Source organism: Pseudomonas syringae (assembly GCF_001698815.1).
GTDB classification, from domain to species: Bacteria; Pseudomonadota; Gammaproteobacteria; order Pseudomonadales; family Pseudomonadaceae; genus Aquipseudomonas; species Aquipseudomonas syringae_A.
This window is the reverse complement of record NZ_LGSI01000020.1, coordinates 170,118-182,072: the sequence shown is the minus strand read 5'-3', so window position 1 is coordinate 182,072 and position 11,955 is coordinate 170,118. Positions and strand designations below refer to the sequence as shown.

General features: G+C 59.3%; 15 protein-coding genes. 7 read left to right on the top strand and 8 right to left on the bottom strand.

The window, feature by feature from the left end; genetic code table 11:
• Positions 1-112: 112 nt before the first annotated feature.
• Positions 113-859, top strand: a complete 747-nt coding sequence (locus tag AFK24_RS05490) for a substrate-binding periplasmic protein (RefSeq protein WP_065832274.1) — start codon at positions 113-115, stop codon at positions 857-859.
• Positions 860-916: 57 nt separating this feature from the next.
• Here the strand turns inward: AFK24_RS05490 and AFK24_RS05485 are convergent, their stop codons facing one another.
• The gene (locus tag AFK24_RS05485; protein WP_065832273.1) at positions 917-1,813 is read right to left on the bottom strand and encodes a LysR substrate-binding domain-containing protein; all 897 of its coding nucleotides are present in this window, start codon (positions 1,811-1,813) and stop codon (positions 917-919) included.
• Positions 1,814-1,922: 109 nt separating this feature from the next.
• Between AFK24_RS05485 and AFK24_RS05480 the strand changes: the two genes are divergently transcribed.
• Entirely contained in the window at positions 1,923-2,534 is a 612-nt protein-coding gene (locus AFK24_RS05480) for a glutathione S-transferase (RefSeq protein WP_065832272.1), read from the top strand.
• An 84-nt stretch (positions 2,535-2,618) separates the two neighbouring features.
• Here the strand turns inward: AFK24_RS05480 and AFK24_RS05475 are convergent, their stop codons facing one another.
• From AFK24_RS05475 to AFK24_RS05460, 4 genes are all read right to left on the bottom strand, one after another.
• Positions 2,619-3,314, bottom strand: coding sequence for a tRNA (adenine(22)-N(1))-methyltransferase (locus AFK24_RS05475; RefSeq protein WP_346424273.1), 696 nt, complete (start codon positions 3,312-3,314; stop codon positions 2,619-2,621).
• Between the two features lie 79 nt (positions 3,315-3,393).
• The gene (locus tag AFK24_RS05470; RefSeq protein ID WP_065832271.1) at positions 3,394-3,615 is read right to left on the bottom strand and encodes a hypothetical protein; all 222 of its coding nucleotides are present in this window, start codon (positions 3,613-3,615) and stop codon (positions 3,394-3,396) included.
• A gap of 13 nt (positions 3,616-3,628) precedes the next feature.
• On the bottom strand, positions 3,629-4,495 hold the full coding sequence (locus AFK24_RS05465; protein WP_065832270.1) for an SDR family oxidoreductase: 867 nt from the start codon (positions 4,493-4,495) through the stop codon (positions 3,629-3,631).
• A 25-nt stretch (positions 4,496-4,520) separates the two neighbouring features.
• Positions 4,521-5,177 (bottom strand): O-methyltransferase, encoded by a 657-nt coding sequence (locus AFK24_RS05460; RefSeq protein WP_065832269.1) that lies wholly within the window; start codon positions 5,175-5,177, stop codon positions 4,521-4,523.
• 129 nt (positions 5,178-5,306) lie between these two features.
• Between AFK24_RS05460 and AFK24_RS05455 the strand changes: the two genes are divergently transcribed.
• Positions 5,307-5,939: a TetR family transcriptional regulator gene (locus AFK24_RS05455; protein ID WP_065832268.1), complete on the top strand. Its 633-nt coding sequence runs from the start codon at positions 5,307-5,309 to the stop codon at positions 5,937-5,939.
• 13 nt (positions 5,940-5,952) lie between these two features.
• Here AFK24_RS05455 and AFK24_RS05450 read toward each other — a convergent pair whose 3' ends face one another.
• The 3 genes from AFK24_RS05450 to AFK24_RS05440 are packed head-to-tail and all read right to left on the bottom strand — an operon-like array spanning position 5,953 to position 8,221.
• Complete coding sequence (locus tag AFK24_RS05450) at positions 5,953-6,645, bottom strand: HAD family hydrolase (protein WP_065832267.1); 693 nt, start codon at positions 6,643-6,645, stop codon at positions 5,953-5,955.
• Positions 6,646-6,667: 22 nt separating this feature from the next.
• Positions 6,668-7,042, bottom strand: coding sequence for a RidA family protein (locus tag AFK24_RS05445; RefSeq protein WP_065832266.1), 375 nt, complete (start codon positions 7,040-7,042; stop codon positions 6,668-6,670).
• Between the two features lie 45 nt (positions 7,043-7,087).
• The gene (locus AFK24_RS05440) at positions 7,088-8,221 is read right to left on the bottom strand and encodes an alanine racemase (protein WP_065832265.1); all 1,134 of its coding nucleotides are present in this window, start codon (positions 8,219-8,221) and stop codon (positions 7,088-7,090) included.
• A gap of 87 nt (positions 8,222-8,308) precedes the next feature.
• On the opposite strand from AFK24_RS05440, the gene AFK24_RS05435 reads away from it, so the two are divergent.
• From AFK24_RS05435 to AFK24_RS05420, 4 genes are all read left to right on the top strand, one after another.
• On the top strand, positions 8,309-9,214 hold the full coding sequence (locus AFK24_RS05435) for a LysR family transcriptional regulator (protein WP_065832264.1): 906 nt from the start codon (positions 8,309-8,311) through the stop codon (positions 9,212-9,214).
• 122 nt (positions 9,215-9,336) lie between these two features.
• Positions 9,337-10,233: a LysR family transcriptional regulator gene (locus AFK24_RS05430; RefSeq protein WP_080482043.1), complete on the top strand. Its 897-nt coding sequence runs from the start codon at positions 9,337-9,339 to the stop codon at positions 10,231-10,233.
• Positions 10,234-10,236: 3 nt separating this feature from the next.
• Entirely contained in the window at positions 10,237-11,139 is a 903-nt protein-coding gene (locus tag AFK24_RS05425) for a LysR family transcriptional regulator (RefSeq protein ID WP_065832263.1), read from the top strand.
• A gap of 163 nt (positions 11,140-11,302) precedes the next feature.
• Complete coding sequence (locus AFK24_RS05420) at positions 11,303-11,932, top strand: glutathione S-transferase family protein (protein ID WP_065832262.1); 630 nt, start codon at positions 11,303-11,305, stop codon at positions 11,930-11,932.
• Positions 11,933-11,955: the final 23 nt, after the last annotated feature.

Below are 11,955 nucleotides of genomic sequence, written 5' to 3'. Positions count from 1 at the left end.
CAATTCTGCCCCTGTACGTGACATCCCCGACATTGGACGCCCATCCCGGTCTATGCTTGTCTTGCCTGTTCGGTCCGTCCTGGAACACCGAACAACCCACCAGGCAGAAAACGTGAACCATTGGACACTTGCCGCAGCATCGTTGTGTGTATTGCTCGGCACTCTTGTCAGGGCCGAGCCGTATCAGGTCGTTACCGAAGAGTGGGCACCGTACAACTACGAAGAGAACAACCAGCTGACCGGCATGACCACGGAAATCGTCCGGGCCATCATGGCGCTGACCGGAGATAACTTTGAAGTGGTGCTGCTGCCCAGCATGCGAGCCAGCCGCGTATTGCAAACCCGGCCCAGGACGATCATGTATTCCATGTTCCGCACGACGGAGCGTGAGCCGTTATACAAGTGGGTTGGGCCGATCGTGGAAGAGTCCATCCACCCCTATCAGTTGGCCAAGGCGCCGCCGGTGACTTCCCTGGAGCAACTGCTGCACGCGCCGCGGATCACTACGCGGCATGCCGGGCTGGTGCCCGATATGCTGTCGTCGCTGGGTTTCAACAACCTCGACAAAAGTGCCACCGAAAACCTGCAGCTCTACCGCATGCTAATGGCCGGGCGCACCAGCATCATCATTGGCGATACCGATGCGGGGGTAGTTTTTTACAGCCGCCAGTTGAACATCGCTCCCGGCACGCTACGGCAGATTCCCATCGAGCTTTATCGCTCGTCGTTATACATCGCCTTCAGCCGCGACTGTGACGACGAACTGGTAGCCGCCTGGGCCAAGGCTTTGGAGCAACTGCGTCACTCGGGCGAGCTGGAGCGCATCCAGCATCAGTACCTGCAATCTGTCGGGCAATAAAGCGCAGTACTGGCGCAACTGCGCCCAGCCATACTCCACCGCGACGGGCATTGACTGTTATGTCGATGATCCAGGCTTCAGGTATTCATCGACCTCTGCGAGCAACCATTCGGAAAAATCACGTTGCCGCGATTTCGAGCGTTGCTGATTGGGCACTACGAGCCAATAAGGATAAGGGTAAGGCGCGGTAAACTCGGTAAGTTGTACCAACTCACCTTGCACAATGGCATCGTGCACAAGGCTGCGGCGTTCCAGCGCAATACCCTGGCCAAGGCTGACCGCCCGCAGCACGAGGTTGGAGTCATTGCTGCATAGCCCCGCTCGCGGTACGTCTGCATCCAGACCCGCCGCTCGGCACCACGGCTGCCACGACTCCATGCTGAAAATGATTGTGCTCCTGATGATTTCATCTGGCGTTCGCGGAAGCTCTCCACCGTTGAAATGCGGCGCGGCTACAACGAGGGTTTCGTCATGGAACAACAACCGACTCTCCATACCTTCCCAGTCCCCTCGCCCCATACGGATGCCCAGGTCTACAGATTCCTTATGCAAACTGGACACCGCCAGACCGGCCTGCAATCGAACACTTACATCAGGATGCAGCGCCAGGAAACGCGGGATGCGAGGTACAAGCCAGCTACATCCGAACGACGGCAGAACAGCAACGACCAACTCGCTGGACTTGGGTTGCGCCTTGATCAACCGCGTTGCTTCAGCGATGTCACCGAGAGCTTCGCGAATCTGCAGGGCGTACAACCGTCCATCTTCGCTGACCCGAAGCCCTCGCCCCTCGCGCACGAACAAGGTGACCCCAATTGTCTGTTCAAGCACTTTGATCTGCTGGCTGATGGCCGAGTGGGTGACATGCAGTTCTCTGGCAGCCGCATTCACGCTACCCAATCTTGCCACCGCTTCGAAACTGCGCAGACAGGTAGCAGGAGGAATGTTGAACATGTAAGAAATACTTACCTATTTTGATAATAATTGCCGATATTCTAGTCAGTAATAGCGAGCTAATGTAAGGCATTGTAAATATTTGGTCATACGAGACGGAGAGTAGCAAATGAAGCTTTGGGGCATGCTGGATTCACCCTATGTTCGCCGAGTCGCCATTTCCCTGGACTTGTTCGGGGTCGAATTCGAACATGAGCCGTTGTCCGTGTTCAGCACGTTCGAGGCGTTTGCCCAGATCAATCCGGTGGTCAAAGCGCCGACACTGTCGCTCGACGACGGTACGGTACTGATGGATTCGACGCTGATCATTGACTACTTCGAAGCTGCCAGCGCCCCGGCTGCCAAGCTGTTGCCACAGCAACCACAGGCTCGAGGTGTGGCCCTGCGCACCGTGGGGCTGGCATTGGCGGCCTGCGAAAAAGCCGTGCAAGTGGTCTACGAGCACAAGCTGCGACCCGCGCAAAAGCTGCACCAGCCTTGGGTGGAGCGCATCACCCGGCAGCTGCTGGCCGCTTGTGATGAGCTGGAAACACAGATCACCACAGCCGAACCGCCGCGAGATCCTCGGCCGGACCAGGCGGCGATCAGCACTGCGGTTGCATGGTCGTTCACTCAGTTGATGGTGCCCGACCTCGTCAAGTCCGAGGACTTCCCTGCGATCCGCGCATTTGCCGAGAGCCTGGAACAGACTGAACTGTTCCAACGCTATCCCATCGCTTGAATACTGGCAGCGGCCCGGCTGAATCCGAGTCAGATATGGCAGCGAAGCAAGGCCGGTTCAAAGTGTGCTTCGCTTCGTCCAGGCTCAAGCCAGCAGTTCGGTGATCCACCGGACATGCCGCGCGACTTCCAGCACTTTCTCTTCGGGCACGGCCTGCTGCGCCCGGGCGAATTGGCTCAGGGTCCGCTGCTTCAGGCGCAGCAGGCGTTGCCACTTGAACAGGAACGCCGGGCTGCGTGCCTGCATCTGCAGCGGGCCGAAGTACAGTTCTTCGGCGGTGTATTTCACCGGCCCGGAGCGCTCGGCGACGATGATTTCGTAATCGAAGCGGTTCTCCCGCAGTACTTCTTCGCAGAGGATGCAGTAACCATTGTCCATCAGCCATTGACGCAATGGCTGCTCGCCGCCGTTGGGCTGCAGGATCAGGCGCTCCTGGCCGTTCAGGTGCGCCTTGCCGCTGTCGAGGATGTCGCGGATCGTCTCGCCACCCATGCCGCACATGCTGATCGCGGTGATTGCATCGCCCGGCTCGATCGCCGCCAGGCCATTGGCCAGGCGCACGGTGATCCGCTGGTCCAGGCCGCTCTCGTGCACGGTGCGTTGCGCCGCGTGGAATGGCGTCAATGCCACCTCACCGGCCACCGCTGCCGCGATTGCGCCTCGACGCATCAACGCCACCGGCAGATAGCCGTGATCCGAGCCGATATCGGCCAGACGCGCACCGGCCGGCACATGCGCCGCAACGCGTTCCAGGCGCATGGACAATGTCTGTTGATTCAACTGCAGCCCCTTTTCACCACGACCGCCCGGCAATTTTGGCCGGATCGGGGGGCGATTCTGTCGAGCAACGCCTTGTATTTCAAGCCTGACGCCCTCCTCCATGCGTTTCGCAAAGCAGTACCAACGCCGCGACCACCGACAGGGCAACCGTCACAGCTCCCGCCAGATACACCGACGCAACCCCCGCCACACCCGCCAGGACGCCGGCCAGCGGAATGCTGATCCCCAGCGAGAGCACATTGATAACCGAAGGCGCGTGTAGCACCGAAGCCGAACAATGCTCGCTGCGTTGTTGCGCCATGGAAAGCGTCCTTTCAGAGGGTGAAATAGTCAGGTTGATCCAGATCCGTCAGCAGATCGGGGCCGCTGGGTGTCCAGCCAAGCAATGCTCGCGTGTGGGCGCTGGATACCGCCATGTCGGCGCCTGCCATCGTGGCGAACCAGCCAAAGTGCGTCGGCTCTCTGGACTCCACCGGCAAGCCGAGCCGTCGCCCGATAACCTCGGCAATGGCCTTGAACGGCACGGCTTCGTCAGCGACCGCGTGATACGCCGCCGAAGTGACGCCCTGCTCCAGGATCAGCCGATAGACCTGCGCGGCGTCCGTTCGACAAACGCCAGACCAGCAATTTTGTCCGTCACCGATGTAAGCCGACACGCCCGTCTCCCGGGCCAGCCGGATCAGGATGGGCAGGAAACCATGGTCACCCAACCCATGGACCGAGGGCGCAAGCCGCACCGTCGCCGCACGTATGCCTCGCTCAGCCAAGGACCTGGCGGCGGCTTCGGACTTGCGTGGGGATAACGCGTTGGGCTGCTGCGCCTCGGTCGCGCCCCGGGGCAGTCCGGACAAACCTGAGGTGACAAGCAGCGGGCAGTCGGAGCCTTTCAAGGAGTTTTCCAACGCCTCGATCACCTGCCGGTCTTGCTGGCAATTCTCGGCAAATCTCGAAAAGTCATGATTGAAAGCGGTATGGATGACCGCGTCTGCCATCCAGGCGGCACGCCGCAGTTTGTCCAGGTCATCGAGCGTGGCGCGCAGCACTTTCGCGCCCGTGGCTGCCAGCGCTTTGGCCTTGTCGTCGGAACGGGCCAGCCCTGTCACCAGATAACCGGCGTTGAGCAAATCTTTTACCACCTCGGAACCCACCCAACCGGTGGCTCCCGTAACAAATACGTGCATGGTCCAATCCTCCATCGATAGGGTATTAGCTCAGGCGCACTGACAGCTCGACATCCTCGCCGACGGGCACGGACAGGTAACCGTTTTGCGGCGAACGAACGTAGGCCAGGTATTGCGGGCAGTAATCGGTGTTGTCGGCCACCACCACGGCTCCCGGCTTGAGGCGGCTTTCGACCAGGCTCAGCACATCGTTATAAAGCGCCTTCGCGCCGTCAAGCAGCAGCAAGTCGACGGCATCAGGCAGATCAGCGGCCAGAGTGACAAGTGCATCGCCCTCGCGAATGTCCACCAGGTCGCTTACCCCGCCTTCAATCAGGTGCTCGCGGGCCACGGCAATTTTCGACGCTTCGAATTCACTCGTAATCAGCATACCGCCGCCGTTGTCCCGCAGGGCGGCGGCCAAGTGCAAGGTCGAGAGCCCGAACGAAGTGCCGAACTCGACAATGGACCACGCCTTCGCGCTGCGCGCCAGCATGTACAACAATTTACCGGTGTCGCGCGAGACCGGTAGCCACAGGTCCTTCAACAGGCCATAGAGTTCCCGATAGTCTGCCTTGCTGCGCATGAGACGTTCACGCTCATCAGCAGAGATCGTGCTGAAAACGTCGCTGGTGGCGGCGTTGGCGCGAGCGTACAGGCGTTCAATCAGCGGGGCCATCGGCGCTGCAGTAAGAGTGTTCATGGTAGCTTCCCGTTTCAAGGTTGAGCGCCTCAAGGCGCCGGGCTAATATGCGACTAATTCGTCGCATTAAATTATGCGAGCGATTCGTCACATTCGCTATTCGCATTAGCACCGACGCAGGAACGTCCCATGACCATTCGCCAGACCGCGCAGATTTCCTCACGTAAACAGCCCAAACAGGCGCGCTCGACCGAGCTGGTGGCGACCATACTCGAAGCGGCTATTCAGGTTTTGGCCAAAGAAGGTGCCGCGCGTTTCACCACGGCCCGCGTCGCGGAAAAGGCAGGCGTCAGCATTGGCTCGGTGTATCAATACTTCCCCAACAAGGCCGCCATCCTGTTTCGACTGCAGAGCGATGAATGGCAGCAAACCACGCAAATGCTATGCGCGATCCTCAATGACATGAACAAGCCGCCCCTTGAGCGGTTGCGGACGCTGGTGCATACCTTTATTCGTTCGGAGTGCGAAGAAGCGCAGATGCGGGTTGCCCTCAATGACGCCGCGCCGCTTTACCGGGACGCACCCGAAGCACATGAGGTTCGAGCGACGGGGGAGCAGATTTTCCAAACCTTCATGCTTGAATTGCTCCCTGAGGTCCCTGAAACAACCCGCGCCCTGGCCTGCGATTTGATTTCCACGACCTTCAGTACGGTGGGAAAGGACTTCTCGGAAAGCCCTCATACTGCTGCCGAAATCACTGCCTACGCTGATGCAATGGCCGATATGTTCAGCGCGTATGTGACGGTGCTTAATCAACGCTGAGTGCGCTCCCCGGTCAGTCGTGACATTCAGAGCGCTGTGCGCTCAGGGCTGCAATGTCCTGAACCAGGCTATCGAGTGTCGGACGCATGAATAACGGAGCAGGCGCACCGGCGGGGGCATCGAGCCCTATCCGGTTATGCCAGAGGGTTGGCAAACCGACTTTCTGCGTTCCAAACAGATCGTAGGCTGAACCGGCCACGAAAAGAGCGTTAGCGGGCTCTACTCCCGCGATTTGCAGCGCGAGCCGGTAAGGTTGCGGATCAGGCTTGTAGAAACCGGCCTGTTCAGAAGTGACAATCACATCGAACGGCACGCCCAGAAGATCCGCGGCAATGCGTCCCAACTTCTCCGAACAGTTGGTGACCACGCCCAGTTTGTAGTGCGGTGCCAATTCGCTCAGAACGCGTTTGGCCTCAGGCCACGGTTGCAACTCCGTCCAGCGCGCCTCCAGATTTTCCGCAGCCTCCTTACCCAATCCCACACTGATGGCGGCCTCCTCGACCAGCGTTTCATAAGGTCGATAGGTGCCACAGCCGTAAGTGGCTTTCAAATAAGCCATACGCCACGTGCGCCCCATTTCCTCGGAGCCTGCGACGCAATTCCACAGCGTCCACGAATCCAGTAACGCGGTGAGCAAGTCGAACAGAACGAGTTGCACCGCAGCCGCAGGTTGAGGAGCATGCTGAACATTGCCACTTGATTTCATAATCACTGCCCTTTTCTAAGAGTTATTCAATTTCAGCCACTGCTGATATTTCCACCAAGGCGCCATGATGGAGTGGCCCACAGGGGATGATCACCCGCGCAGGTCGATGCGCGCCCATCAGCGCCGAGTAAGTCGAATTGACGATCGGCCAGTCAGCCACATCAACAATGTAAATCTGCACATTGACCAGATGATCCAGGGAAGCTCCCGCCGCCTGGAGCACAGCCTCAACATTTGCCATCGCTTGAATACACTGGGCGTTTATTCCCTCGGGAAATGCTTGTACGCCTGGCAGAAACGGCAACTGGCCGGAAATGAATAGAAGCTTTCCTGCCAGCACCCCGTGTGAGTAATGCCCGCCTGGCGCAGGCAGTTTTTGTGCTGTGATCAACTTCATTTGCCCCTCCTTGATCGATGAAAGCTTTGAACTCGACTTGAAGAATCACCAGCCCGAGATACGTGGCCAGAAACCCAGGCTTCGTCCTTCGCTCAGAACGTGGTACCCGGCGTGCTGCGCCGAGGTCGCGCAAGCATGGTTCGGCAGGATTCGCAGCAGAGTGCCCAAGGGCGGAAAACTCGAGGGATCGAGCTTGCCGGATCGCGATGAAATGATTCCGTGTTCCTGGTTGGTTGCGCTGACGATCAGGTCGCCAATCGGCTGGCCGGCGGCGTCGCACACGATGCCATAGCCTTGATCGATGGCCTGTTTGGCGGTACCCCGATCACGAGAAAGTGCCATCCATCCCGCATCCGTGATGATCCAGCCTTTTTCAGCCTGGTAACCGATGACAGACGTCAGGACCGAGACGGCAATATCCTGCACCTGACACACACCCAGGCCCGCCATGACCAGATCGAAGAATGCGAACACACCCGCGCGAACTTCGGTCACCCCTGATAAATCCTGGGTGAACAACGCTGTGGGTGTTGAACCAATACTGATGATCGACAGGTTGAAACCTGCGCGGGTCAGCACCTGGCTGCTTTCGATAATTGCCGCGCGCTCCTGCCGGGCGCACGCCTCGATCTGCGCGATTGACTGGCAGTCGTAGGACTTGCCGGCGTGAGTCATCAAGCCGCTGACCCTGACGCCACTGGCGCTCAACAACTGGGCGATTTCTACCAGCAACGGTGATTGCGGACCAAGGCCGGAGCGATGACCGTCGCAGTCGACTTCCAGCAGGACATCAAAGACATGATCCGTAGTTTGCGCGAATTCGGCCAGTTGCCTGGCGGTCTGCAGATTGTCGAGCACCAGCTTGAGTGCCGCGCCTTTGTGGATCAACGCGGCAGCATGAGCAAATTTGTTGGGCGCAATGCCAACCCCGTACAGGATGTCGGTAAACCCTGCTTCGAAAAAGAAATCCGCCTCGCGCAGGGTGGAAACAGTAATCGGCCCACGCCCACCGGCAAACAGGCGCTCGGTAACTTCCAGCGACTTGTTGGTCTTCACGTGAGGACGTAATACCACATTGAACGGCGCCAGTTTATTGCGCATCCGCTGAATGTTGGCGTCGAGACGATCACAGTCCAGCAGCAAGGCCGGCGTTTCGATAGTAGTGTTGAGTGCTGACATGGGTGGTCTCCTGGAATGGCGCTATTCTAAGCCTCCAGATTTAGATTAAAATTTAATATTGCTAACTCTAATATTCAGTGAAACTTAATGAATGAAACACTCGATATCCGCTTTCTGCTGGTCATCCGGGAAAGTGAGAGTTTGCTGGCTGCGTCGCGCAAGCTGGGATTGACACCCTCGGCAGTGACCCAGCGGCTGCAGCAAATGGAAAAGAAACTGTCCATCCGCTTGCTGGATCGGTCAGCCCGGCAGCTGCGCTTCACCGATGAAGGCGAGCTTTTGTGCCTGCGGGGAGCAGAGTTGGTCGAGCAATTCGATAACCTGCTGGCGGATTTGCATGAGCGGCGCAGTGGCTTTGTCGGCAAGCTGAAAATCAACGCACCATTCGGCTTTGGACGGCTGTATGTGGCGCCTGCAGTGGCAGCGTTTCAACGCCAGCACCCGGAAGTCGAGATAGCCTTGAGTTTGTCTGAACGGCCGATGGTCGAAGTGGCCGATCGGTTTGATGTCGTCATCCATATTGGCGAACTCCACGCGTCCAATCTGGTGTGCCATTCCATTGCCCCCAACCGACGCTACGTGTGCGCGTCATCTGCCTTTCTTGAACAGCATGGCCTGCCTGAACATCCTGAACAGCTGGCAAGCCTGCCGTGCATTGCACTGCGCGAAAACAACGAAGACGTAACGCTCTGGCATTTCACGCGGGCGCGTAAAACTATCAGCGTGCGCGTCCGCCCGGCATTGAGCTGCAATGAAGGAAGTGTCATTCGCCAGTGGGCGTGCGAAGGTCATGGCGTCATCATGCGTTCGGAATGGGACGTTGCCGATGCTTTGGCGGATGGCACGCTGATCCGGCTGCTGCCGGGCTGGAAGCTGCCGGATGCCAATGTCGTGGCACTGACCCATCAACGTGAGGGGCTGCCCGCTCGAACCCGCAACTTCTTACGTTTCCTCCAGGACCAATTCGTCCCGCAACCACCCTGGTGGCAATGAGCAGCCACCCCCCCCTCAATCTTTCTAGAGCTGCGAAATGCACACAGTCATCAGCCAGACAAACTAATCTTCTCTTCCTGCTGATGCTTAATGCGGAGATGGCCGTGGACAGGTTCCAGGAAATGAAAGTGCTGTTGGCCGTTACCGAGGCGAAGAGTTTCGGCGGTGGGGGCAAGATTTTGGGCATGTCGCCGTCAAGTGTGACACGCGCCATCGCTGCTTTGGAGAGCCGACTTGGCACGCTGCTGCTCGCACGCAATTCGCGCACGCTTCGGCTAACCGAAGCCGGCCGGCGTTATGTGGAGGACTGCAAGCGCATATTGCTGGAGCTCGAAGAGGCAGAAGAGCTTGCCTCCGGCAGCAGCCTGCGCGCGCGGGGTAGCTTGACGGTTACCGCACCCGTGATGTTCGGCGAGTTGTTCCTGATTCCGCTGATTGCGGAATATCTGACGGCGCACACCGAAGTTGCTGTCAATGCCCTGCTGGTGGATCGCCTGGTGAGCATGGCCGACGAGGGGGTGGATGTCGCCATACGAATCGGACAGCTCCCCGAAGGAAGTTTCCATGCGCTGAAGGTGGGGGAAATTCGCTCGGTAATCTGTGCCGCACCCGCGTTTCTTGATCGCGTCGGCCGCCCCGCTCATCCGCAGGATATGCAGGGCGCGGCGGTTGTCATGTCCTCTGCCAGCAGCTTGCTGACCCACTGGCAGTTCGGCGGCCCGGATGAGGCCATTGTGCTCACTCCGCAACCCCGTCTGGTGGTCAGTTCCAATCAGGCGGCCATCAACGCCGCGCGTTTGGGGTGGGGCTTTACCCGCGTTCTTTCCTATCAGGTAGCGGACGCCGTGGCCAAGGGTGAGCTTGAGATTGTGCTTGCGGAATTTGGTACCCCGCCATTGCCGGTGCATATCCTTTACCAGAGCGGCAGGCAGGTTTCGGCCAGGGTGCGGACCTTTGTCGACCACTGTTACAGCAGGCTTGCGGACGATTCGGCCTTGCAACAACCGGGGACGCCGTAACTGATGAGCCGCTACCGGCAGATAGAAGTCTTCGCCGCAGTGGTCCAGGCGGGCAGCCTGGCATCGGCGGCGCGCAGCCTCGCTTTGTCGCCGGCCACCATCATCCGCACAGTAACAGCACTGGAAACACGCCTGGGAACCATACTGTTGTTGCGCGGCCCCCGTGGGATAAGCCTGAGCCGTGCGGGTGAACAGTTCGCCGCCAGTTGTCGGCTTATCCTGGAGGAAACCGCCGAGGCCGAGCGGTCGGCCGCAGGGCTGCATAGCCGCCCCACCGGCAAGTTGACGGTCGCGTTACCCTTGCTGATGGCCAACCAGGTGTTCACACCATTGGCAGTGGAATACCTGGATACATTCCCCGACGTGCAACTGCTGACCCTCGCCCGCGAAAGCATGCCCAAGCTGCTGGAGGAAGGTATCGATGTCGCGCTGGTGGTCGGTCATCTTCCCGACTCATCCAATTTCGCCGTATCGATCGGCACAGTCAGGCCGATCATCTGCGGCTCGCCTGCCTACCTTGCCCAATGGGGACGACCCGAAACGGCCGATGATCTGCGCACGCATCGGACCATCCTCGCGACATCGACAGGTCACGGGCCCGACTGGCGTTTGCACGGCGACACCTCCATGCACACGGTCAGGACGAGGCAAATTCTTACCTGCACGACTCAGCAGGGCGCGATCCACGCCGCAGCTTGCGGACTGGGGCTGATCCACTGCATGAGCTACGAGGTCCATCAGGAGCTGCAATCCGGGCGGCTTGAACCCGTATTGCAAGCCTTCACGGCGCCCGATCTGCCGGCGCAGCTTATCTACCGTGAAGGACGTAAAGCCAGCGCACGGGTGCGCACCTTCATCGACTTTGCAGTGCCGCGTCTACGCCTTCATCCGGCTTTGCAGGCCTGACAACCGCCAGGCGGCCCCGGGCGTCTTTGTTGCAGAAACTGAAATCATGGATTGCCCGTCATGGTGATTCTGCTCTGCCGCATCCAGGCGCAGCATGCCGTATCAACACAGCCCGACCGGCTTGCTGCGGCAAGCCCCACCCACTGGATACGGAGTTTCCGACATGCCTCAACACGCGATCAAACTGTACCGCCACCCACTTTCCGGTCACGCCCACCGTGTGGAACTGTTGCTCTCGCTGCTTGAGCTGCCGACCGAGCTGGTGTTCGTCGACCTCGCCAAAGGCGCGCACAAGCAAGCCGAGTTCCTCAAACTGAGCCCATTCGGCCAAGTGCCAGTGATCGATGACAACGGTACCGTGCTCAGCGATTCCAACGCGATTCTGGTCTACCTGGCAAAAACCTACGGCGGCGGTCGCTGGCTGCCGGAGGATCCCGTCGCGGCGGCACGGGTGCAACGCTGGCTGTCGGTGGCTGCCGGTCAGGTGGCATTCGGTCCCGCTGCGGCGCGCCTGATCACCGTTTTTGGTGCGTCGCTCAATGCTGAAGAAGTCATCAACCGCGCCCACACTTTGTTCAAGATGATGGAAACGGAGCTGGGCACGGCGAAGTTCCTCACTGGCGAAGCGCCAACCATCGCCGATATCGCCAACTACGCCTATATCGCCCATGCGCCAGAAGGGAATGTATCGCTCCAGGACTACCCGAACCTGCGCGCCTGGCTGGCGAGGGTTGAAGCGCTTCCGGGGTTCGTGCCCATGCAGTCCACCGCCGCTGGCCTGTTGGCGAGCTGAACCCGGATCAAGGCTGCCGGCAC

Coding starts and splice junctions, on each gene's coding strand:
- AFK24_RS05485 (WP_065832273.1), bottom strand. CDS start 1,813: ATGTTCAACATTCCTCCTGCTACCTGTCTGCGCAGTTTCGAAGCGGTG.
- AFK24_RS05480 (WP_065832272.1), top strand. CDS start 1,923: ATGAAGCTTTGGGGCATGCTGGATTCACCCTATGTTCGCCGAGTCGCC.
- AFK24_RS05470 (WP_065832271.1), bottom strand. CDS start 3,615: ATGGCGCAACAACGCAGCGAGCATTGTTCGGCTTCGGTGCTACACGCG.
- AFK24_RS05465 (WP_065832270.1), bottom strand. CDS start 4,495: ATGCACGTATTTGTTACGGGAGCCACCGGTTGGGTGGGTTCCGAGGTG.
- AFK24_RS05460 (WP_065832269.1), bottom strand. CDS start 5,177: ATGAACACTCTTACTGCAGCGCCGATGGCCCCGCTGATTGAACGCCTG.
- AFK24_RS05455 (WP_065832268.1), top strand. CDS start 5,307: ATGACCATTCGCCAGACCGCGCAGATTTCCTCACGTAAACAGCCCAAA.
- AFK24_RS05450 (WP_065832267.1), bottom strand. CDS start 6,645: ATGAAATCAAGTGGCAATGTTCAGCATGCTCCTCAACCTGCGGCTGCG.
- AFK24_RS05445 (WP_065832266.1), bottom strand. CDS start 7,042: ATGAAGTTGATCACAGCACAAAAACTGCCTGCGCCAGGCGGGCATTAC.
- AFK24_RS05440 (WP_065832265.1), bottom strand. CDS start 8,221: ATGTCAGCACTCAACACTACTATCGAAACGCCGGCCTTGCTGCTGGAC.
- AFK24_RS05435 (WP_065832264.1), top strand. CDS start 8,309: ATGAATGAAACACTCGATATCCGCTTTCTGCTGGTCATCCGGGAAAGT.
- AFK24_RS05430 (WP_080482043.1), top strand. CDS start 9,337: ATGAAAGTGCTGTTGGCCGTTACCGAGGCGAAGAGTTTCGGCGGTGGG.
- AFK24_RS05425 (WP_065832263.1), top strand. CDS start 10,237: ATGAGCCGCTACCGGCAGATAGAAGTCTTCGCCGCAGTGGTCCAGGCG.
- AFK24_RS05420 (WP_065832262.1), top strand. CDS start 11,303: ATGCCTCAACACGCGATCAAACTGTACCGCCACCCACTTTCCGGTCAC.